At 31.0% G+C, this 23720-nt stretch carries 23 protein-coding genes; 21 read left to right on the top strand and 2 right to left on the bottom strand.

Annotated elements, in window-relative coordinates; genetic code table 11:
• Positions 1–57: 57 nt before the first annotated feature.
• Together CD121_RS08350 and holA are read left to right on the top strand one after the other, a co-directional pair.
• Positions 58–2082: a DNA internalization-related competence protein ComEC/Rec2 gene (locus CD121_RS08350; RefSeq protein ID WP_246780266.1), complete on the top strand. Its 2025-nt coding sequence runs from the start codon at positions 58–60 to the stop codon at positions 2080–2082.
• Between the two features lie 70 nt (positions 2083–2152).
• Positions 2153–3127, top strand: coding sequence for a DNA polymerase III subunit delta (gene holA / locus CD121_RS08345; RefSeq protein ID WP_126567899.1), 975 nt, complete (start codon positions 2153–2155; stop codon positions 3125–3127).
• A gap of 71 nt (positions 3128–3198) precedes the next feature.
• Here the strand turns inward: holA and rpsT are convergent, their stop codons facing one another.
• Complete coding sequence (rpsT, locus tag CD121_RS08340) at positions 3199–3450, bottom strand: 30S ribosomal protein S20 (RefSeq protein WP_002451849.1); 252 nt, start codon at positions 3448–3450, stop codon at positions 3199–3201.
• 331 nt (positions 3451–3781) lie between these two features.
• On the opposite strand from rpsT, the gene lepA reads away from it, so the two are divergent.
• The 19 genes from lepA (at position 3782) to recO (ending at position 22021) form a co-directional block, all read left to right on the top strand.
• The gene (gene lepA, locus CD121_RS08335; RefSeq protein WP_126567896.1) at positions 3782–5605 is read left to right on the top strand and encodes a translation elongation factor 4; all 1824 of its coding nucleotides are present in this window, start codon (positions 3782–3784) and stop codon (positions 5603–5605) included.
• 164 nt (positions 5606–5769) lie between these two features.
• The gene (hemW, locus tag CD121_RS08330; protein WP_126567893.1) at positions 5770–6903 is read left to right on the top strand and encodes a radical SAM family heme chaperone HemW; all 1134 of its coding nucleotides are present in this window, start codon (positions 5770–5772) and stop codon (positions 6901–6903) included.
• Between the two features lie 101 nt (positions 6904–7004).
• Positions 7005–7982 carry a heat-inducible transcriptional repressor HrcA gene (gene hrcA, locus CD121_RS08325; protein ID WP_017636289.1) on the top strand — a complete coding sequence of 326 codons (978 nt, stop codon included), beginning with the start codon at positions 7005–7007 and terminating at the stop codon, positions 7980–7982.
• 30 nt (positions 7983–8012) lie between these two features.
• Positions 8013–8663, top strand: a complete 651-nt coding sequence (gene grpE / locus CD121_RS08320; RefSeq protein WP_017636288.1) for a nucleotide exchange factor GrpE — start codon at positions 8013–8015, stop codon at positions 8661–8663.
• A gap of 53 nt (positions 8664–8716) precedes the next feature.
• Entirely contained in the window at positions 8717–10552 is a 1836-nt protein-coding gene (dnaK, locus tag CD121_RS08315; protein WP_126567891.1) for a molecular chaperone DnaK, read from the top strand.
• A 141-nt stretch (positions 10553–10693) separates the two neighbouring features.
• Positions 10694–11830 (top strand): molecular chaperone DnaJ, encoded by a 1137-nt coding sequence (gene dnaJ / locus CD121_RS08310; protein WP_029055731.1) that lies wholly within the window; start codon positions 10694–10696, stop codon positions 11828–11830.
• A gap of 5 nt (positions 11831–11835) precedes the next feature.
• Positions 11836–12774 carry a 50S ribosomal protein L11 methyltransferase gene (gene prmA / locus CD121_RS08305; protein ID WP_017636285.1) on the top strand — a complete coding sequence of 313 codons (939 nt, stop codon included), beginning with the start codon at positions 11836–11838 and terminating at the stop codon, positions 12772–12774.
• A 1-nt stretch (position 12775) separates the two neighbouring features.
• Entirely contained in the window at positions 12776–13528 is a 753-nt protein-coding gene (locus CD121_RS08300) for a 16S rRNA (uracil(1498)-N(3))-methyltransferase (RefSeq protein ID WP_017636284.1), read from the top strand.
• A gap of 5 nt (positions 13529–13533) precedes the next feature.
• A complete protein-coding gene (gene mtaB / locus CD121_RS08295; RefSeq protein WP_017636283.1) occupies positions 13534–14880 on the top strand; it encodes a tRNA (N(6)-L-threonylcarbamoyladenosine(37)-C(2))-methylthiotransferase MtaB in 1347 nt (448 codons plus the stop codon).
• A gap of 126 nt (positions 14881–15006) precedes the next feature.
• A complete protein-coding gene (rpsU, locus tag CD121_RS08290; RefSeq protein WP_000048060.1) occupies positions 15007–15183 on the top strand; it encodes a 30S ribosomal protein S21 in 177 nt (58 codons plus the stop codon).
• Positions 15184–15425: 242 nt separating this feature from the next.
• A complete protein-coding gene (locus CD121_RS08285; RefSeq protein ID WP_249663683.1) occupies positions 15426–16103 on the top strand; it encodes an NfeD family protein in 678 nt (225 codons plus the stop codon).
• 18 nt (positions 16104–16121) lie between these two features.
• A complete protein-coding gene (floA, locus tag CD121_RS08280; RefSeq protein ID WP_017636281.1) occupies positions 16122–17111 on the top strand; it encodes a flotillin-like protein FloA in 990 nt (329 codons plus the stop codon).
• 15 nt (positions 17112–17126) lie between these two features.
• Positions 17127–17822 carry an iron transporter gene (locus CD121_RS08275; protein ID WP_070453878.1) on the top strand — a complete coding sequence of 232 codons (696 nt, stop codon included), beginning with the start codon at positions 17127–17129 and terminating at the stop codon, positions 17820–17822.
• 343 nt (positions 17823–18165) lie between these two features.
• Positions 18166–19113 (top strand): PhoH family protein, encoded by a 948-nt coding sequence (locus CD121_RS08270; protein WP_017636279.1) that lies wholly within the window; start codon positions 18166–18168, stop codon positions 19111–19113.
• Positions 19114–19581 carry an rRNA maturation RNase YbeY gene (gene ybeY, locus CD121_RS08265; RefSeq protein WP_017636278.1) on the top strand — a complete coding sequence of 156 codons (468 nt, stop codon included), beginning with the start codon at positions 19114–19116 and terminating at the stop codon, positions 19579–19581.
• Between the two features lie 2 nt (positions 19582–19583).
• Positions 19584–19928 (top strand): diacylglycerol kinase family protein, encoded by a 345-nt coding sequence (locus CD121_RS08260; RefSeq protein WP_017636277.1) that lies wholly within the window; start codon positions 19584–19586, stop codon positions 19926–19928.
• Positions 19929–19937: 9 nt separating this feature from the next.
• Positions 19938–20345, top strand: a complete 408-nt coding sequence (gene cdd / locus CD121_RS08255) for a cytidine deaminase (RefSeq protein WP_017636276.1) — start codon at positions 19938–19940, stop codon at positions 20343–20345.
• The gene (era, locus tag CD121_RS08250) at positions 20342–21241 is read left to right on the top strand and encodes a GTPase Era (protein WP_070453876.1); all 900 of its coding nucleotides are present in this window, start codon (positions 20342–20344) and stop codon (positions 21239–21241) included. The genes cdd and era overlap by 4 nt, the downstream gene beginning before the upstream one ends.
• A gap of 27 nt (positions 21242–21268) precedes the next feature.
• Positions 21269–22021 carry a DNA repair protein RecO gene (gene recO, locus CD121_RS08245; protein ID WP_181300393.1) on the top strand — a complete coding sequence of 251 codons (753 nt, stop codon included), beginning with the start codon at positions 21269–21271 and terminating at the stop codon, positions 22019–22021.
• 99 nt (positions 22022–22120) lie between these two features.
• Here recO and CD121_RS08240 read toward each other — a convergent pair whose 3' ends face one another.
• Entirely contained in the window at positions 22121–23512 is a 1392-nt protein-coding gene (locus tag CD121_RS08240; protein WP_029055737.1) for a glycine--tRNA ligase, read from the bottom strand.
• Between the last annotated feature and the right edge of the window lie 208 nt (positions 23513–23720).

The following is a 23720-nucleotide window of genomic DNA, read 5'->3' as shown; positions in this document are numbered from 1 at the left end:
AATGTAATTAAGCAATATCTATTCTTGGTATGTATCTCAGTATTACTTAGTGTTTTAATGTTAAATTTAGCACTTGCTAAACATAAACAAGAAATGCAAAATATTAAGAATAGTAAACATATTAATGAAGCAGTAACTTTTATTAAATTAAACAAAGAAAGTAATATCTATAAAGGACTCCTTGAATGGCATGACCACAATGTAAAGTTTTATTACAGACATCAAGGTGATTATAATCGATTGAATATTGATAATTATAGATGTGCTATAAATGGAGATTTACAGTTATTAAATTCGAATCAGCCTATAATATTTATTAAACAGATAGATTTAAATAGTTGTACACAAAATAAGAAAATTAATCCTATAGCCAAACATCAAAGTTATATTCAGAATCAAATGAGTAAAACAAAAAATGTTTATCACGATAGGTTACTAGCTTTGATTACTGGTGACACATCAACATTAAATCAATCATTTATTGACGATGTTAAAGAAATAGGAATTTATCATTTACTTGCAGTAAGTGGTTCACATGTTGCTGCAATTATTTATTTAGTACATTCCGCTTTTGTGAGATTGAACACACCATATTTATTAATTAAGCATTTACTTCTACTTATATTACCTCTATATGCTTTTTATACTGATTTTGCTCCTAGCGCAGTTAGATCTATATTAGTCGGCATTATTATACTCATTCTTCCTAGACAGTTTAAAAGCAAACCATTAAATATACTCTCTTTTATTTTTATATTAATGTATTTTATCAATCCACTAATAGTTTTTGATATTGGTTTTCAGTTTAGCTTTTTTATATCATTCTTCCTTATAATTTCTACACCATTATTAAAGGAACTTACTGGACTAAAATTATTAATGTCAGTGACAATTATAGCTCAATTAGGAGCGTCAGTAATTACTGTCTACTATTTTAATCAAATTCAATGGATAGGATTAGTTTCAAATTTAATTTTCGTTCCTTTATATAGCCTTATTATCTTTCCGCTAGCGATTATATTTTTCTTTCTTAGCCACTTCACAACCCACTTATTAATTTTAAATACAGTAATAAATTATAGTTACCGTATACATGATCTATTTCTTTCTTTATTTCTTTCATTAAAGTACATTAGAATTTTTGTTCCTGAGTTAAACACTTTCGCAATAGTGTTTTTAATAATTTCTGTGTTCATTTCATTATTTTTATTCGTTAAAAGAAATATTTTAACGTCTGTTTCGATAATTTTTCTTAGCATTATAATAATTATATATACATCGAGGCCTTCAGAAACAGAGTTAACAATGTTAGATGTTGGTCAGGGAGACAGCATTTTATTTCATACTGAGTACAATCTAAATATTATGATTGACACTGGTGGAAAACTAACTGACAGTCACACTAAATCTAATAATAATATAACTAAATATAAGATTTTACCAAGTTTAAAAGCTAAGGGGATATCTACAATTGATTATTTAATTATTACACATCCTCATTTAGACCACATGGGTGAATTACCATATTTAAGTAATCATATAAACATCAAAAATATTATTATAGAGCCATCAAGTTATCCTAAAGATGTCCTAGCAAATATTAAAAGTATTTGTCAGTTAAATGGTATCAATTTCATGGATATTAACTTACTCAATTCTTTATCTATTAAAGATGGGAAACTTGAATTTTTAGACACTTATATTCAAGAAAGCGACGATAAAAATGAACACTCAATTGTTACATTATTAAAATATAAAAATAAAACTATTTTACTTACTGGTGATATGACTATTAATAATGAGGAACTACTGTTAAATCGATATCAATTACCTAAAATAGATATTTTGAAAGTTGCGCATCATGGCAGTAAAACAAGTAATTCTGCAAATTTAATACAACACATAACTCCAAAAATCAGTCTTATATCAAGTGGTAAAGGTAATAAATATCATTTGCCAAATCAAGAAGTAATTATACGGTTACGTCAATCTGGAAGTAAAGTTTTAGATACCCAAATAAACGGGGAGATAACTGTTAAACTAGATTCAAATTTATCAATATCAACTAAGCAACAAAAATAAATTGGTAGAGGTTAGAGTTTATTACGTGATATAATTTCTTAATGTGAACTATATGGAAAGGGTGTAATGCATGTCTGACAATATCATTATGGTATATGGAGAGGTACCAGACTTAGTTGAGAAAAAGAGTTCAGAAATGATAAATAAATATTTACAATCAGAAAAAGATGACTTCAACTATGTGAAATATAATTTATATGAAACTGAAATTACACCAATCATTGAAGAAGCATTAACAATGCCATTTTTTTCAGATAAAAAGGCAATTTTAGTTCAGAATGCATATGTCTTTACGGGTGAAAAGGTTACCAAAGAATTGAATCAAAATACCGACCAATTACTTGAATTTATTGAAAAATATGATGGTGAAAACCTTATAGTTTTTGAAGTATTTCAAAATAAATTAGATGAACGAAAAAAATTAACCAAAACACTTAAGAAAAATGGACAATTAAAAAAAGTTGAACAAATGTCTGAAGAAGAAATAAAAAAATGGATTCAATCAAAATTAAATGATAATTTTAAGGACATCAAACAAGACGCACTAAATAATATGATTGAGTTAACCGGTATTAATTTCAATATTATCTCACAAGAATTAGATAAATTAATGCTATTTTTAGGTGATAGACCGACTATAAATAAAGACGATGTGAATCAAATCATTAATCGTAGTTTAGAACAAAATGTATTTCTGTTAACAGAATATATTCAAAAACGCCAAAAAAATAAAGCAATACAACTGGTCAAAGATTTAATTAATATGAAGGAAGAACCAATTAAATTATTAGCATTGATAACTAGTAATTATAGGTTATATTACCAATGTAAGATTTTAAGTCAAAAAGGATATAGTGGGCAACAAATAGCTAAAACAGTCAATGCGCATCCATATAGAGTGAAATTAGCATTGGGGCAGGTAAGACATTATCAGTTAGAAGATCTTTTAAATATTATAAATTCTTGTGCCGAAACTGATTATAAATTGAAATCTTCATATATGGATAAACAACTGATTTTAGAATTGTTTATTTTATCATTATAAGATTGATTGGTTATTACATAAAAAAATAAAAGCTAGTTCGACCTATTAGGCAAACTAGCTTTTATTTATAATTATTTGTTAGCGCTCATCAATTGTGATTTTACGCGATCAGCTTTGTTAGAGTGGATTAAGTTGCTTTGAGCAGCTTTATCTAATTGCTTAATAGCAAAGCTTACTAATTCATTTTTGTTATCGGCATTTGTCTCAATAGCTGATTTCGCACGTTTAACTGCTGTACGCATAGTATTTTTCTTAGAAATATTACGTTCTTCAGCAGTTTGAGTTGTTTTAACACGTTTAACTGCAGATTTAATGTTTGGCATTACTGTCACCTCCTAAAAGTGAACTAACTTATCAAATTAAATTATATTTGATTACAACAAGAAATATTTTATCAAATGTACTATCTTTGTGCAATCATTTATTTAATGGCTACGCTAATAAATGAATATCACATTATAGTATTGGAATTAAGTTCATTACACTTTATAATAAAGTATGAAATATTAAACTTAAACCAATATAAGTATTAGTTTATCAAAGTAAATGGTTTATTTAAACGATTAATTAGATGTTTGCATTTACAATTTAAAAACGTTATCATATCAAAGATGTACAAATACGGGTTATAAATATGAAAGTGAGAAGGATATAATGGATAAGCAAGAACGATACAATAGAAGAGATAAGATTAGAAATTTCTCTATTATAGCTCATATAGACCACGGTAAATCTACCTTAGCTGATAGAATTCTTGAAAATACGAAATCAGTAGAAACTAGAGATATGCAAGATCAATTGTTAGATTCAATGGATTTAGAAAGAGAACGTGGTATCACAATTAAATTAAATGCTGTTAGATTAAAATACGAAGCTAAAGATGGAGAAACATATACATTCCATTTAATCGATACACCTGGACATGTCGATTTTACATATGAAGTTTCAAGATCATTGGCTGCATGTGAAGGTGCTATTTTAGTAGTCGACGCTGCACAAGGTATAGAAGCACAAACACTAGCTAATGTATACCTAGCTTTAGATAATAACTTAGAACTATTACCAGTAGTTAATAAAATTGATCTTCCAGCAGCTGAACCTGAAAGAGTTAAGCAAGAACTTGAAGATGTTATTGGTCTTGACCAAGATGATGTAGTTCTTGCAAGTGCAAAATCTAATATTGGTATTGAAGAAATTCTTGAAAAAATTGTAGAAGTTGTCCCACCACCTGAAGGAGACCCAGAAGCTCCATTAAAAGCATTAATTTTTGATTCAGAATATGATCCGTACCGCGGTGTTATTTCATCAATTAGAATTATTGATGGCGTAGTAAAAGCTGGAGATAAGATTAAAATGATGGCAACAGGTAAAGAATTTGAAGTGACTGAAGTAGGTATTAATACTCCAAAACAACTACCTGTGGACGAATTAACTGTCGGTGATGTTGGTTATATCATTGCAAGTATTAAAAATGTTGATGATTCACGTGTCGGTGATACTATTACTTTAGCGAATAGACCTGCTGAGAAACCATTACAAGGTTATAAAAAAATGAATCCAATGGTTTATTGTGGTTTATTCCCAATTGATAATAAAAATTATAATGATTTACGTGAAGCGCTTGAAAAACTACAATTAAACGATGCTTCATTAGAATTCGAACCAGAATCATCACAAGCCTTAGGTTTTGGTTATAGAACTGGATTCTTAGGTATGTTACACATGGAAATCATTCAAGAAAGAATCGAACGTGAATTTGGAATTGAATTGATTGCAACTGCTCCATCAGTAATTTATCAATGTATACTAAAAGATGGATCTGAAGTCACAGTTGATAACCCAGCACAAATGCCTGAACGTGATCGTATAGAAAAAATTTATGAACCATATGTTAGAGCAACAATGATGGTACCTAATGATTATGTGGGTGCAGTCATGGAACTATGTCAACGTAAGCGTGGCCAATTTGTTAATATGGATTACTTAGATGACATTCGAGTTAACATCGTTTATGAAATTCCTTTATCAGAAGTTGTATTTGATTTCTTTGATCAACTTAAATCTAATACTAAAGGTTATGCATCATTTGATTACGAATTTATTGAAAATAAAGAAAGTGATTTAGTTAAAATGGACATCCTACTTAATGGTGAAAAAGTAGATGCGCTTAACTTTATAGTCCACAAAGAATTTGCATATGAACGTGGTAAATCACTAGTTGAAAAATTAAAAACATTAATCCCTAGACAACAATTCGAAGTACCTGTACAAGCTGCAATTGGTCAAAAAATAGTAGCACGTACAAACATTAAATCTATGGGTAAAAACGTATTATCTAAATGTTATGGTGGGGACATTAGTCGTAAACGTAAACTTTTAGAAAAACAAAAAGCTGGTAAAGCTAAAATGAAAGCTGTTGGTAATGTAGAGATTCCTCAAGATGCATTCTTAGCAGTACTTAAAATGGATGAAGAATAATAATGACGTTATTAAGTGTGATTTTGTATTTAAAAACACTTTTTAATTAAGATTTAAATATTTACATTTGATACGAGGTGGGACCAGAATTGATTTTTAACTTAATTCTATCCCGCCTCTAATTTTTTAATAAAAATAAAGTCATATCTTGTGGAGGAATTAAATTGACCATACAAAGTGCTTATATTCATATACCGTTTTGTGTCAGAATATGTACTTATTGTGATTTCAATAAATATTTTATTGATAAGCAACCAGTTGATGACTATTTGGATTCATTACTATTAGAAATGGAAAGACGTACTAAACATTCAAATACCAATTTAAAAACGATGTATGTTGGTGGAGGTACGCCAACTGTATTGAATATAGATCAACTTACAAAATTATTATCAGGAATCAATAATCTATTTAATATTGAAGGCGAATACAGCTTTGAGGCAAATCCAGATGAACTTACATTTGAGAAAGTGAAATTACTAAAATCTTATGGTGTAAATCGCATATCAATGGGTGTACAAACGTTCAAACCAGAACTACTAAATATTTTAGGAAGAACACATAAAACCGAAGATATTTATAATGCAGTTAAAAATGCTAGAGATGCTGGTATAGAATCTATTAGTTTAGATTTAATGTATCATTTACCACAACAAACTCTTCAAGATTTTGAAAATAGTTTAGATTTAGCAATGCAAATGGATATTGATCATATATCTAGTTATGGACTCATACTAGAACCCAAAACCCAATTTTATAATATGTATAGGAAAGGTCATCTCAAACTACCTAACGAAGATTTAGGTGCAGAAATGTATCAATTATTAATGCATAAAATTGAAAATTCAAGATTCCATCAATATGAGATTTCAAATTTTGCTATTGAAGGACACGAATCTGAACACAATAAAGTTTATTGGTTAAATGAGGAATATTATGGTTTCGGTGCGGGCGCAAGTGGATATACAAATGGAGTACGTTATACAAATGTTAACCCTGTTAATCATTATATTAAAGCTATTAAAAATGAAGAAGTACCTCTTCTTACTCAAACTGAACCAACTATAAATGAGCAAATGGAAGAAGAGATGTTTTTAGGACTAAGATTAAATCAAGGCGTTAGTATGACTAAATTCAATGAGAAGTTTAATACATCAATTGAAAATGTATTTGGTCAAACTATTAATGATTTAAAAAATAGAAAGTTGATTGAGGAAAAATCAGATTATATTTATCTTACGGAGAGAGGTAAAGTCATTGGTAACGAGGTTTTTGAAGCATTTTTATTAAATATCTAAAATAAATTTAAATTTCTAATGCTTTAACGTTGACTTACTTTGACCAATTTGATAAATTATAATTAGCACTTAAGAGAAAAGAGTGCTAATGAGGTGAAAACATGATAACAGATAGACAATTAAGCATTCTTAATGCAATTGTTGAAGATTATGTTGATTATGGACAACCCATTGGTTCTAAAACTTTAATTGATCGTCACGACTTAAATGTAAGTCCAGCGACAATTCGGAATGAAATGAAACAACTGGAAGATATGGATTTCATTGAAAAGGTTCATACATCTTCAGGAAGGTCACCATCCGAATTAGGTTTTAGATACTATGTAAATCAATTATTAGAACAAACATCTCATCAAAACTCAAACAAAATTCAACGTTTAAATCAGTTAATGATTGAGAATCATTATGATACTTCTTCTGCATTAACGTATTTTGCAAATGAACTATCTATGATGTCTCAATATGCAACGTTGGTTGTTCGTCCCAACCATAATCAAGACATTATTAATAATATTCATTTGATTCGAGCAAATAATCATTTAATAATAATGATTTTAGTATTTTCATCAGGCTATGTTGAAAATGTGCATCTTACATCTGAATTACCTTTAACTAATGATGAATTGAATAAGATATCCAATTTCCTATCAAATCAATATAATAAGTTAATTAAAGGTCAAATTGATGAAATAGAAAGATTCGCACAAACTCAAAATGAAGCACAATTCATTAAAGAATTAGTTAAAATGATGAATTTACACATTTCCAATCAAAGTAATAGCATTTACATGGGTGGAAAGGTTAAACTGATTGATGCATTGAATGAATCTAATGTATCTTCTATTCAACCAATTTTGCAGTATATCGAATCAAATAGAATTATTGAATTATTAGATGATATATCCAATTCTCAAATCAATGTAAAAATTGGTAAAGAAATAGATGAAAATTTAAGTGATATATCAATAGTATCAACACAGTATCACTTTGATGAGAAACTCAAAGGTCAAATTGCGGTTATTGGACCAACTGCGATGCATTATCAAAATGTAATTCAATTACTTAACCGAATTTGGTAACGTAATTAGAATTGTATTGGAGGGCACAAAATGACAGAAAAAGATGAATCAGTGAAACAAAATACTGAAACAGAAACAGACAACCAAACAACAGATACACAATCTGAAGAAACAGCGACTTCAGTTGATAACACTGAATCTAATAATACGCAAGATGTAGAAACGCAAGAAGAATCAAACAATGAAACAGTTTCTTCTGAAGAAACTGATAATGAAAGCATTGATCCAAAAGATCAAGAAATTAATGACTTACAAAAGTTAGCAAATGACAACGAAGAGAAATATTTAAGATTATATGCTGAATTTGAAAACTATAAACGTAGAATTCAGAATGAAAATAAAATCAATAAAATGTATCAATCTCAAGGTGTACTAACAGATATTTTACCAACTATCGACAATATTGAACGTGCACTACAAATTGAAGGTGAAGATGAATCATTTAAATCACTTCAAAAAGGCGTTCAAATGGTTCATGAAAGTCTGTTAAGAGCCTTAAAAGACAATGGTCTTGAAGAAATTGAATCTGAAGGGCAAGAATTTGACCCTAATGTACACCAGGCAGTAGTTCAAGATGACAATCCTGAATATGGTTCAGGTATTATCACTCAAGAACTACAAAAAGGGTACAAATTAAAAGATAGAGTATTAAGACCATCAATGGTTAAAGTAAACCAATAATATTGGCGAAAAAACATTGAAAACATAAATATAACAATTGGAGGAATTTTATTATGAGTAAAGTAATCGGTATTGACTTAGGAACAACAAACTCTTGTGTAGCAGTATTAGAAGGTGACGAACCAAAAGTTATTCAAAACCCTGAAGGTGCTCGTACAACACCATCTGTTGTGGCTTTTAAAAATGGTGAAACACAAGTCGGCGAAGTAGCTAAACGACAAGCTATTACTAATCCAAATACTGTACAATCTATCAAACGTCATATGGGTACAGATTACAAAGTAGATATAGAAGGTAAATCATACACACCACAAGAAATTTCAGCAATGGTATTACAAAACTTAAAAAACACTGCTGAAAGCTATTTAGGTGATAAAGTAGATAAAGCTGTTATCACAGTACCTGCATACTTCAATGACGCTGAACGTCAAGCAACTAAAGATGCTGGTAAAATTGCTGGTTTAGAAGTAGAACGTATTATCAATGAACCAACAGCTGCTGCATTAGCTTATGGTTTAGATAAAACTGAACAAGATCAAAAAGTATTAGTATTCGACTTAGGTGGCGGTACTTTCGACGTTTCAATCTTAGAATTAGGTGACGGCGTATTTGAAGTACTTTCAACTGCAGGTGACAACAAATTAGGTGGGGATGACTTTGACCAAGTAATCATTGACCACTTAGTATCAGAATTCAAAAAAGAAAACGGTGTAGATTTATCACAAGATAAAATGGCTTTACAACGTCTTAAAGACGCTGCTGAAAAAGCTAAAAAAGACTTATCTGGTGTATCTCAAACTCAAATCTCATTACCATTCATCTCTGCTGGTGAAAGTGGTCCATTACACTTAGAAATCAACTTAACTCGTTCTAAATTTGAAGAGTTAGCAGATTCATTAATCAAACGTACAATGGAACCAACTCGTCAAGCAATGAAAGATGTTGGATTATCAAACTCAGATATTGATGAAGTCATCTTAGTTGGTGGTTCAACACGTATTCCAGCAGTTCAAGATGCTGTTAAAAAAGAAATCGGTAAAGATCCACATAAAGGTGTAAACCCAGACGAAGTAGTAGCAATGGGTGCAGCAATTCAAGGTGGCGTAATCACTGGTGATGTTAAAGACGTTGTACTATTAGACGTAACACCATTATCATTAGGTATTGAAATCATGGGTGGACGTATGAATACGTTAATCGAACGTAATACTACTATCCCAACTTCAAAATCACAAGTATACTCTACAGCAGCTGATAATCAACCAGCAGTAGATATTCATGTATTACAAGGTGAACGTCCTATGGCTTCAGATAACAAAACATTAGGTCGTTTCCAATTAACAGACATTCCACCAGCTCCACGTGGTGTACCTCAAATTGAAGTAACATTCGATATTGATAAAAATGGTATTGTAAATGTTACTGCAAAAGACCTTGGTACTAATAAAGAACAAAATATTACTATCCAATCAAGCTCTTCATTATCAGACGATGAAATCGATCGTATGGTAAAAGACGCTGAAGAAAATGCTGAAGCTGATAAAAAACGTCGTGAAGAAGTAGACTTAAGAAACGAAGCAGATAGCCTAGTATTCCAAGTTGAAAAAACTATTAACGACTTAGGTGAAAATATCGGTGAAGAAGATAAGAAAAATGCTGAAGACAAAAAAGAAGCATTAAAATCTGCTCTTGAAGGCGAAGATGTTGAAGACATTAAAGCTAAAAAAGAAGAACTTGAAAAAGTTGTTCAAGACTTATCAGCAAAAGTTTACCAACAAGCTCAACAAGCACAACAACAAGCTCAAGGTGAATCTGGTGAACAAAATCAAGATAGCACTGTAGAAGATGCTGAATTTAAAGAAGTTAAAGACGACGAAGATAAAAAATAATATTTAAGTCGAACTAATCAACTTCAATTAAAGCTATTTTAAAAAAGTCAAAGTCAATTGTACATTGGCTTTGGCTTTTTATTTGGATAGTTGTTATGAATTAGTTAAACTTATCTTGTTAGTAAAAAAGGAGAGGTTACTGTGGCCAAAAGAGATTATTATGAAGTCTTAGGGGTAAGTAAAAGTGCTTCTAAAGACGAAATTAAAAAAGCTTACAGAAAATTATCAAAAAAATATCACCCTGATATAAATAAAGAAGAAGGCGCAGATGAAAAATTCAAAGAAATATCTGAAGCCTACGAAGTTTTAAGTGATGATAACAAACGAGCAAATTACGATCAATTTGGACATGATGGTCCACAAGGTGGTTTCGGCAGCCAAGGATTTGGCGGCGGTGACTTTGGTGGATTCAGTGGCGGCGGTTTCGAAGATATATTTAGTTCATTCTTCGGAGGTGCCTCTAGACAAAGAGATCCAAATGCACCACGCAAAGGTGACGACTTACAATATACTATGACGATCACATTTGATGAAGCAGTTTTCGGTGGTAAGAAAGAGATTTCAATTCGTAAAGATGTAACTTGTCATACATGTGATGGTGAGGGTGCTAAACCTGGTACTAAGAAAAAAACATGTAGCTATTGTAACGGAGCAGGTTCTGTTTCAGTTGAACAAAATACGATCTTAGGAAGAGTTAGAACTGAACAAGTTTGCCCTAAATGTGAAGGTAGTGGACAAGAATTTGAAGAGCCATGTCCAACTTGTCACGGTAAAGGTACTGAAAATAAAACAGTTAAATTAGAAGTTACTATTCCAGAAGGTGTCGATAATGAACAACAAATTCGTTTAGCTGGCGAAGGTTCACCAGGTGTAAATGGAGGACCAAGTGGGGACTTATATGTTGTATTCAGAGTTAAACCTTCTGAAGTGTTTAAACGTGATGGAGACGACATTTACTATGATTTAAATATTAGTTTCCCTCAAGCAGCACTAGGTGACGAAGTGAAAATACCAACTTTAAATAGTAACGTTGTATTAACTATTCCATCTGGAACTCAAACAGGTAAACAATTCCGCCTTAAAGATAAAGGTATTAAAAATGTTCATGGTTATGGACACGGTGATTTATTCGTAAATATTAAAGTGCTTACACCAACTAAAATGACTGAACGACAAAAAGAGATTATGAAAGAATTTGCTGATATTAATGGTGAAGAACTTAATGAACAGCCTTCAAATTTTAAAGATAAAGCTAGAAGATTCTTCAAAGGAGAATAATAAAAATGAATTGGACGGAACTTTCGATCGTAGTTAATCATGAGGTTGAATTTTTGGTTACTGATATACTTGAGAACTACGGGTCTAACGGAGTAGTAGTAGAAGACTCAAATGATTTAATCAATCCCCCAGAAGATAAGTTCGGTGAAATTTATGAACTTAAACCTGAGGACTATCCAGAAAAGGGAGTACGTTTAAAAGCTTATTTCAATGAAGTGAATTTTAATGAGAATTTACGTACTAGTATTGAAGAAGAAATTCTAGCATTAAAAGATATAGATAAATCTATTTTTAATATAAGTGAAACTACAATTGCAGAAGAAGATTGGGAAAATGAATGGAAAAATTATTTTCATCCTTTCCGAGCATCTAACAAATTTACTATCGTTCCTAGTTGGGAAACTTACAATAAAGAATCAGATGAAGAATTACTTATAGAATTAGACCCAGGTATGGCTTTTGGAACGGGAGACCATCCTACGACGAGTATGTGTTTAAAAGCTATTGAAACATATGTGACTCCACAACACAGTGTCATCGATGTTGGTACAGGTTCTGGAATATTAAGTATAGCTAGTCATTTGATAGGTGTTAAAAGGATAAAGGCATTAGATATTGATCAAATGGCTGTTAATGTAGCCAAAGAAAACTTTGAAAAAAACCATTGTCTAAATGAGATTGAAGCTGTTCCTGGTAATTTATTAAAAGATGAAAATGAAAAATTTGATATTGTCATTGCAAATATTTTAGCTCATATTATTGATGAAATGATTGAAGACGCTTATAATACAGTCAATGAAGAAGGTTACTTTATAACTTCAGGTATAATTGAAGAAAAATATGAAGAAATTGAAGAACATATGAAGCGTGTAGGTTTTAAAATTATTTCAGTTCAACATGACAACGGTTGGGTATGTATCGTTGGTCAGAAAGTGAGTGACTAATTTGCAAAGATATTTTATTAATCAAAACGCTGATGAAAGTCAGCGTTTTTTTATTACAGATAAAGAAGATATGCATCATATTAAAAATGTAATGCGCCATTCTGAAGGACATAAAATAGTAATCACATTTAATGATAAAAATGTTTATACGTGTAAAATAACTAATATATCTGATCAAAATATAGAGTTAGAATTAATCGAAAAGCAAGAAATTAATACTGAGTTACCGCAACATATTACTATTTGCAGTGGTTTGATTAAGGCTGATAAATATGAATGGATGATTCAAAAAGCAACTGAACTAGGTGCCAGTGAATTTTTGGCAGTAGAAATGGACCGATCTATTGTTAAATTAAACAATGCAAAAATCTCTAAAAAACTAGAACGATGGCAAAAAATAATCAAGGAAGCTGCAGAACAAAGCTATAGATTAACAATTCCTCAAATTAATTATCTATCGAATTCAAAGGCAATTTGTGATATCATAATTCAGTATGATTATGTTCTTGTTGCTTATGAAGAACAAGCCAAACATAACGAAAATAGTCATTTCAAACATATGTTAAAACAATTTAAGCCACAAGATCGTGTATTACTTATATTTGGTCCAGAAGGCGGACTTTCTGATGAAGAAGTGTCAATGTTAAAATCAAATTCACAGTTAGTTGGTTTAGGACCAAGAATTTTACGGGCAGAAACAGCGCCACTATATGCATTGAGCGCGTTAAGTTATGAAAAAGAATTAATGGGGTGAACAATATGTCAACAGTTGCGTTTCACACTTTAGGTTGTAAAGTTAACCACTATGAAACTGAAGCAATTTGGCAATTATTTAAAGAAGCAGATTACGAAAGAGTAGATTTTGAAACAAATGCAGATGTATTTGTTATTAATACTTGTACTGTAACGAATACCGGAGATAAAAAAAGTAGACAAATTATAAGAAGAGCAATCAGAAAAAATCCTGATGCTGTAGTATGTGTAACTGGTTGTTATGCACAAACATCTTCTGCTGAAATTATGGAAATTCCAGGTGTAGATGTAGTCGTAGGTACACAAGACCGTCATAAATTACTTGATTACATTGATGAATTCCAAAAAGAACGTCAACCAATTAATGGTGTTGGTAATATTATGAAAAATCGTAAATATGAAGAGTTAGATGTGCCATACTTTACAGATAGAACAAGAGCATCATTAAAAATTCAAGAGGGATGTAATAATTTCTGTACATTCTGTATTATTCCATGGGCTCGTGGATTAATGAGATCTAGAGATCCTGAAAAAGTAGTGGAACAAGCGACTACTTTAGTTAACTCTGGTTATAAAGAAATCGTATTAACTGGTATTCACACAGGCGGATATGGACAAGATTTAAAAAATTATAATTTAGCTCAATTATTAAGAGATTTAGATCAAGTTGATGGTTTAGAGCGTATTCGTATTTCATCAATTGAAGCAAGTCAATTAACTGATGAAGTAATCAGTGTTCTTGAAAGCTCAAATAAGATTGTAAGACATTTACATGTACCTTTACAATCTGGATCAGATACAGTGTTAAAACGTATGAGACGTAAATATACAATGGAACACTTCTCAGAAAGAATTACTAAATTACATCAAGCTTTACCAGATGTAGCTATTACTAGTGACGTTATCGTTGGTTTCCCTGGCGAAACAGAAGAAGAATTCCAAGAAACATACGACTTTATTGTGAAGCATAAATTCTCAGAATTACATGTTTTCCCATATTCATCTCGTATTGGTACTCCAGCTGCAAGAATGGACGACCAAATCGATGAAGAAATCAAAAATGAACGTGTGCATAAATTAATTGAATTAAGTAATCAATTAGCTAAAGAATATGCATCTAAATTTGAAGATGAAGTACTTGAAGTCATTCCTGAGGAAAGTGGAGAAACACCAAACACTTTAGTTGGATATGCTGATAATTACATGAAAGTTGAATTTGAAGGCAATGAAGATTTAATAGGTCAAATTGTGAAAGTTAAAATTCAAAAAGCCAATTATCCTATAAATAAAGGTAAAGCTATTCGTATTGTTGATCATGCTACAAATAAATCTGAACAAGAAGTACTTGTTTAATTATTTTAAAAATATAAATATTAGTAATTGACCGGATATTACAGATATATTATACTAATAAAAGCATAGTTTTACTATGCGATTGAATATAAAGTTCCGTTGATATTTGGAGGGAGGGAAATACAGATGTCTAAAACAGTAGTACGTAAAAATGAATCACTTGAAGATGCTTTACGTCGATTTAAGCGTTCAGTTTCAAAAAGTGGTACTATCCAAGAAGTACGTAAACGTGAATTTTACGAAAAACCTAGTGTTAAACGTAAAAAGAAATCAGAAGCTGCACGTAAACGTAAATTCAAATAATTAATAACACTGTTGACTCCCTCAACAAGAATGTTAATTATAAATATGAAACACCTTAGTTGTAATAACTGAGGTGTTTTTTGTTATCTATAGAAAACTAACTTTTATAAATTGAGTTTAAATTTAATTTAATAAATATTTTTATATATTACTAAATCACTATAATATGTCTGCGTTTTCATGTATAATTATGGTGAGAGTGAGGTGAAATAGTGACATATTCAAATGTAATACATACTTTACTGTTAACTCAATTTTCAACTGAAAATAGTTGGGTTAAAGATATAACTAACGTAATTGTCCATCCGTTGGTATCACTTGTTCTAACATGTATTATTTTTCTAGGGTTTTTATATCAATTATATTCTAAAAAAATAAATATGATTGGTATCTTAGCATCATTATCGTTATTAATTTTGTTTCTAGGTTTTCTTATTAAAGGTGATGTCAACATATTATCTGTAATACTTTTTGCTATTGGCGTTTTATTCGTTATTATCGAATTATTTATTGTTGGTGCAGTCATAGGTATTATTGGCATAATACTCATATCAATTAGTATTGTGATGTTAGGCAATAACCTGCTACTTATGTTAGGTAATGTGATTGTAGCTCTAATATTATCAATAATTGAATGGGTGGTATTAGTGAAAATATTTAAGAAAAATATTCCATTTTTAGATAAAGTTATTTTGAAAGATTCAACTAATGCTGAATCAGGGTTCACTTCTCACGATGATCGCTCTCATTTAGTCGGTAAAACGGCTCAAACCGTCACGGACCTTAGACCTGCTGGTATCATTAAGTTAGATGATGAACGTATTGATGCAGTTTCTGATGGCACATTCATATTAAGAAACAGACAAGTAAAGATACTTGAAGTTGAAGGCACACGTGTCGTAGTAAGAGAAATAGAATAGTTATAAAGGAGAGTTAAAATGATTAGTATTGGATTTATAATAATTGCAGTCATTATTGTTGTAGCTTTATTAATACTATTTTCATTTGTACCTGTAGGCCTATGGATTTCAGCTTTAGCTGCTGGCGTTCATGTAGGTATTGGTACTTTAGTAGGTATGCGTTTAAGAAGAGTATCACCAAGAAAAGTAATTGGTCCTTTAATTAAAGCACATAAAGCTGGTTTAAATTTAAAAACAAATCAACTTGAATCTCATTATTTAGCAGGCGGTAATGTAGATAGAGTCGTTGATGCAAACATTGCTGCTCAACGTGCAGACATAGATTTACCATTTGAACGTGGTGCAGCGATTGATTTAGCAGGTAGAGATGTTTTAGAAGCAGTTCAAATGTCTGTAAATCCTAAAGTAATTGAAACACCTTTTATCGCTGGTGTAGCTATGAATGGTATTGAAGTTAAAGCTAAAGCACGTATCACTGTACGTGCGAATATTGCCCGTTTAGTCGGTGGTGCTGGTGAAGAAACAATTATAGCACGTGTGGGTGAAGGTATTGTTTCTACTATTGGTTCAAGTCAACACCACACTGAAGTTCTTGAAAATCCAGATAATATTTCAAAAACAGTGCTAAGTAAAGGTTTAGATTCAGGAACTGCCTTTGAAATTTTATCAATTGATATTGCCGATGTAGATATTAGTAAAAACATTGGTGCCGATCTACAAACTGAGCAAGCACTTGCAGATAAAAATATTGCACAAGCGAAAGCTGAAGAACGTCGTGCAATGGCAGTAGCATCAGAACAAGAAATGAAAGCAAGAGTTCAAGAAATGCGTGCTAAAGTTGTAGAAGCAGAATCAGAAGTTCCATTAGCAATGGCTGAGGCTTTACGTTCTGGAAACATTGGTGTAAAAGATTATTATAATCTAAAAAATATTGAAGCTGACACAGGCATGAGAAATGCCATTAATAAACGTACTGATCAAAATGATGACGAATCACCAGAACAATAATTGTGGGGTGATTAAATGAATATTGGGATAATTATTTTTGTCATATCGATCATAGCAACAATAATTAGTACCCTACGTGATAAGAGTCATGAGGAAAGACAAAATCAAAAACCACCGTCCACACCTAAAGAAAACCAACAACCAAAAAAAGGTGGTTTTTTCGAAGAATTTGAAAAGACATTTAAAGAACTTAGTGATGAAATTAATGGAGAAACATCAAGTGATAAAAAAAGAACATTTGATGATAATCTCCCTCCATTGAATCAAGAAATAGAGAACAGTAAACCTACATCTGAAGAATTACATCGTAGACCTACTGACTATGATGATTCCATTCCTAAACCAGATCCAACACCTTATCATAATGAAAAAGAAGTACGTGAACCTGTAAAACAATCAACATCTAGAGATGAAAGCGCTGAAAATTTACGTAAAGAACTTGAATCAAATTTACATCAAGATTTAAAGAATGTAAGAAGTGAGATAGATAGGGAAAAAGAAAAACAGCTCGCTTTAATTGAGAAAAAGGCGCAAGATATTATTAATGATAAATATCTTTCAGAACGTACGAAAAGAGTCAGATTAAAACAATTACTCAATTCACAAAATGTAGAACGTAATATGAGTAAGTCAGCTTTTCAATTTGATAATGATGAAATAGTGAATGGTATTATTTGGAATGAAATTTTAAATAAACCTAAACAACTTTAATTTGTAATAGCTCGGGGCAGAAATGTCTCGAGCTTTTTTCAACATTAAATACTACTTTTAAATATTGTTTTTAGAAGTATCTTTTTTATTACTTATATTAATAAAATTTGAGTAGATATTTAGAATTTAGTAAAATTTAGTTGTATTACCACTTCTTGTTTTAAAAGGTTAAGTCTATGATAGCTCACTTCGTTATTGAAAAAGCTAGTTTTATAGTAAATTGTTATTTAAATTGAAACGAATCTTAATTAATATATGTTCAAGAATGGTATAATATAAGTATGTTAGCCCTTAAAATGGGTGTATTGAATTATAAAACTGTAATTTGAAAAGGAGCGCGTTTATGCCTGGAATAATTCAAATCGACGACATTAATCAATCCCAAGCTTTAATTGGAAATAATGATGAACATTTAAAAGCTATTGAAGATAGTTTTGATGTCGTAATTCATGCTCGTGGACAAGAAATCGCTGTTAAAGGTGAAAAAATTGAGCATGTAGAAAAAGCCGAATTAGTTCTAACCAATTTATTAAAAGTGATTGAATTGGGAAATAATATTACGCTTAAAGATGTTGAAGCTGCTATTAAGATGGCAGAAAATGGAACCATTCAACAACTTTTAGATTTATATGAAGAAGAAATAACAAAAGATGCGTTCGGCAAAACTATCCGCGCTAAAACAATGGGACAACGTATGTATGTCAATGCTATGAATAGAAATGACTTAGTATTTGGTATTGGACCTGCTGGTACAGGTAAAACATTTTTAGCTGTTGTATATGCTGCTAAACAATTGCGTAAAGGGAATGTTAAACGTATTGTGTTAACACGTCCAGCTGTTGAAGCAGGTGAATCACTAGGTTTCTTACCAGGTGATTTAAAAGAAAAAGTTGATCCATATTTAAGACCACTTTATGATGGATTGAATACTGTATTAGGTAGAGAACAAACAGCTCGATTCATTGAAAGAGGTATTATTGAAATCGCGCCTTTAGCATATATGCGTGGTCGAACATTAGATGATGCATTCGTAATATTAGACGAAGCACAGAATACAACACATGCACAAATGAAAATGTTCTTAACGCGCTTAGGTTTTGGTTCAAAAATGGTAGTAACTGGTGACCAAACACAAATAGATTTACCAAAAGGTGTTAATAGTGGTTTGAAAGAAGCAGTAAAAAAACTACATGGCGTTAAAGGAATTAGTATCATGAAACTAGAGCAAGACGATGTAGTAAGACATCCACTTGTAAGTAAAATCATAGATAGATACGAAGGAGAGGACTAAATGTTTACAATAGATTTTAGTGATCACACAGAATTAGTAAATGATGATTGGTATGAACAAATAGAAAATTTATTGAATTTCGCTAAACAAGAAGAGCAAATTAATGAAAACGCTGAATTATCCATAACCTTCGTTGATAAAACTGAAATTCAAGAAATTAATAAAATGTACAGAGATAAAGATAAAGTGACAGATGTAATATCATTTGCTTTAGAAGAAGATGAGCCAGAAATTGATACAAGCGAATTTGATATTCCAAGAGTATTGGGAGACATTATAATATGTACGGATGTTGCACAAGAACAAGCAGAGTCTTATGGTCACTCTTTTGAACGTGAATTAGGGTTTTTAGCGTTACATGGTTTTCTTCACTTATTAGGATATGATCATATGAATGAAGAAGATGAAAAAGAAATGTTTGGTCGTCAAGATGCTATATTAAATGCTTATGGATTGACGAGAGATTAATCGTGAAAAGATTTAGCTATGCACTCAATGGCTTGAAAACACTATTAATTAAAGACCAAAAATTTTCTCTTCACATTTATGCTAGTATTATTGCAATTGTTTTTGGCTTCATTTTTCATATCAATCGCTTAGAGTGGTTATTTATTCTATTAGCAATAAGTTTAGTCCTAGCTTTTGAAGCGATTAATACTGCAGTAGAATACGTCGTAGACCTTGTTACATCTGAATATCATGATTATGCCAAATATGCAAAAGACATTGCCGCATTTAGTGTAATGATTGTGTCAATTTTAGCTTTATTAATTGGTTTAATTGTTTTTATTCCATATTTTATTAACTTATTATAGGAGGGCAACATGAGCTATCAATCTCATTATTTTAAAGAAGTCAGAGAAGCACAACAAAGATCTTATTCACCATATAGTCATTTTAAAGTAGGCGCCTATTTAAAAGCTAAGGATGGACGTACATTTTACGGAACGAATGTTGAAAATGCAGCATATTCAATGTCAATTTGTGCTGAAAGAGCTAGTTTAGTTTCTGCGATATCTGCTGGTTATCAGCCCGGTGATTTTGAATCAATTACTGTCACTGTAGACGCTGATCAACCATCTTCACCTTGTGGGGAATGTCGTCAAGTATTGAAAGAATTATGCGACGATGATATGCCAGTATATATGACTAATCACAAAGGTGATATGATTGAATCATCAGTTAAAGAATTATTACCATACGGATTTTCTGGAAAGGATTTAAATAAATGACAGAACATAAATCAGGATTTGTTTCAATTATAGGAAGACCTAATGTAGGTAAATCTACATTTGTAAATAGAGTTATTGGTCATAAAATTGCAATTATGTCTGACAAAGCTCAAACTACACGTAATAAAATTCAGGGTGTAATGACTAGAGATGATGCTCAAATTATTTTTATTGATACACCTGGGATTCATAAACCTAAACATAAATTAGGCGATTATATGATGAAAGTGGCAACAAATACGCTTTCTGAAATAGACGCAATTATGTTTATGGTCAACGTTAATGAAGATATCGGTCGTGGCGATGAATATATCATGAATATGCTAAAAGATTTAAAGACACCTGTATTTTTAGTATTAAACAAAATTGATTTAGTTCATCCAGATGAGCTAATGCCACAAATTGAAAAGTATCAAAAATATATGGACTTTACTGAAATTATTCCAATTTCTGCGTTAGAAGGTTTAAATGTTGATCATTTTATTGATGTTTTAAAATCTTATTTACCAGAGGGACCAAAATATTATCCTGATGATCAAATTTCCGATCACCCAGAACAATTTGTAGTAGGTGAAATCATTCGTGAGAAAATTTTACATTTAACTAGCGAAGAAATTCCTCATGCTATTGGTGTAAATGTTGACCGTATGATTAAAGAAGATGAAGATCGCGTACGTATTGAAGCTACAATCTATGTAGAACGTGATTCTCAAAAAGGTATTGTTATCGGTAAAGGTGGCAAAAAACTTAAAGAAGTAGGTAAACGTGCAAGACACGATATAGAAATGCTTTTAGGTTCTAAAGTTTATTTAGAATTATGGGTTAAGGTTCAGAAAGATTGGAGAAATAAAGTTAATTTTATTCGCCAAATTGGATATATAGAAGATCAAGATTAACTCAAAAGATGGTGAGTTAGTATGTTAATGAAACAAAAAGGGATTATTTTAAAATCTGTAGAATATGGCGAATCAGATAAAATCATTACGATTTTAAATGAACATGGCGCTAAAGTACCGCTGATGGCTAGAAGAGCTAAAAAAGTTAAAACAGGTTTACAAGCACATACACAAATGTTTGTGTATGGCTTATTTATTTATAATAAGTGGCGAGGTATGGGGACACTTAATTCTGTAGATGTCATTGATCAACATTATGAATTACAACTTGATTTGTATGAAAGTAGCTTTGCGACATTGTGTGCTGAAACAATTGACCGTTCAATGGAAGAAGAAGAAATATCAAAATTTAATTTTGACTTATTACAGTTTGTTTTAAATAAAATTTCTTCAGGACAATCTGCACAATTAATGTCTATCATAGTCTTACTCAAATGTATGAATAAATATGGTTTTTCTGCCTCGTTTAATATATGTGCTGTTAGCGGCAATACAGACCAATCTCAATTAATAGGGTATAGTTTTAAATTTGATGGTGCCATTTCAAAAAGTGAAGCATATCAAGACCCTCATGCATTACAATTATCAAATAGAACATTGTATCTATTAGATATATTATTAAAATTACCAATTGATAAGATGAATGAACTAAAAATACATCAAGACATTTTAGATGAAATGTCAGAATTAATGATAATGCTTTATAGAGAATATGCGGGCATGTTTTTTAAAAGTCAAAAGTTAATCAATCAATTGAAAAGATTAGAATTAAATGAATAGATAAATAATTAGTTCAAAATCTAGAAAAAAGACCGCAATCACAAAAGCTATGTGATTGCGGTCTTTAGTATTAATCAATGAGAAATTATCTCAACATAATTAAAATTTAATTTTTTCTGCTAAGAATGTTTCTAGTTCTGAAATAGGCATACGAACTTGTTCCATAGAATCTCTGTCACGTACTGTAACTTGATTATCTTCTAATGAATCAAAGTCAAATGTAATACAATATGGTGTACCAATCTCATCTTGACGACGGTAACGTTTACCAATAGATTGTGATTCATCAAAATCTATTGAGAATGTTTGACTTAATTGTTCAAAGATTTTAATTGCTTCACTTGATAATTTTTTACTTAATGGTAAGATTGCAGCTTTATAAGGTGCTAAAGCAGGGTGGAATTTTAAGACTGTACGTTCATCTTTACTTCCTTCTACTCCTTCTTGAGCGTAAGCATCACATAAGAATGCTAATGTTACACGATCAGCACCTAATGATGGTTCAATACAGTATGGGATATATTTTTCATTTGTTTCTGGATCATGATATTTGAAATCTTCACCTGAATGTTCACTATGCTTTTTCAAGTCAAAGTCAGTACGACTTGCGATACCCCATAGTTCTCCCCAACCGAATGGGAATTTATATTCGATATCAGTTGTAGCATTTGAATAGTGAGATAATTCATCAGCGTCATGATCACGTAATTTTATATTGTCTTCATTAATATTTAGATCTTTTAACCATTGACTAGCAAATGTTTTCCAATAATTTTGCCATTCAATTTCTTCACCAGGTTTACAGAAGAATTCAAGTTCCATTTGTTCAAATTCACGTGTTCTGAAAATGAAGTTACCTGGAGTAATTTCATTACGGAAAGATTTACCAATTTGTCCAATACCAAATGGTAATTTTTTACGCATAGAACGTTGAACGTTTTTATAGTTTACGAAAATACCTTGTGCTGTTTCTGGGCGTAAGAATAATTCGTTAGTTGAATCTTCAGTTACACCTTGGAATGTTTTAAACATTAAATTGAATTGACGGATATCAGTCCAATTAGCAGTACCACTTACTGGACACACAATACCTTCATCATCAATGATTTTTTTCATTTCATCAAAGCTTAAGCCATCAGCAATAAAGTTTTCATCGCCTTTTTCTTGTTGCATGTAATCTTCAATTAGTTTGTCTGCACGATAACGAATTTTACTATCTTTGTTATCGATCATAGGGTCATTAAAGTTACCTAAATGTCCTGATGCTTCCCATGTTTTAGGGTTCATTAAAATAGCTGCATCTAAACCAACATTATATGGTGATTGTGTAATGAATTTTTGCCACCATGCTTTTTTAACATTATTTTTTAATTCAACACCTAGTGGACCGTAATCCCAAGTATTAGATAAGCCACCATAGATGTCACTACCAGGGAAGACGAATCCTCTGTGCTTTGCAAGTTGTACGATTTGTTCCATATCATTTGCCATTAATAATTCTCTCCTTACACATAAAAACGCCCCAAGACAATAAAACACAATTAAATATGCTTTATCATCTTGGGACGAGTTAATTTTTATTTAGTATAATTCATATACATTAAAATATCATTTAACCCGCGGTTCCACCCAAATTAGTGTAGCCACTCGCTTTAAAATAAATTTAATTTTATGCCAATATTTATATGCTAAGCTTACA

This window comes from Staphylococcus pasteuri, from assembly GCF_003970495.1.
GTDB classification, from domain to species: domain Bacteria; phylum Bacillota; class Bacilli; order Staphylococcales; family Staphylococcaceae; genus Staphylococcus; species Staphylococcus pasteuri.
Note: the sequence above shows the minus strand (reverse complement) of the source record. Positions and strands in the feature narration are given on the sequence as shown.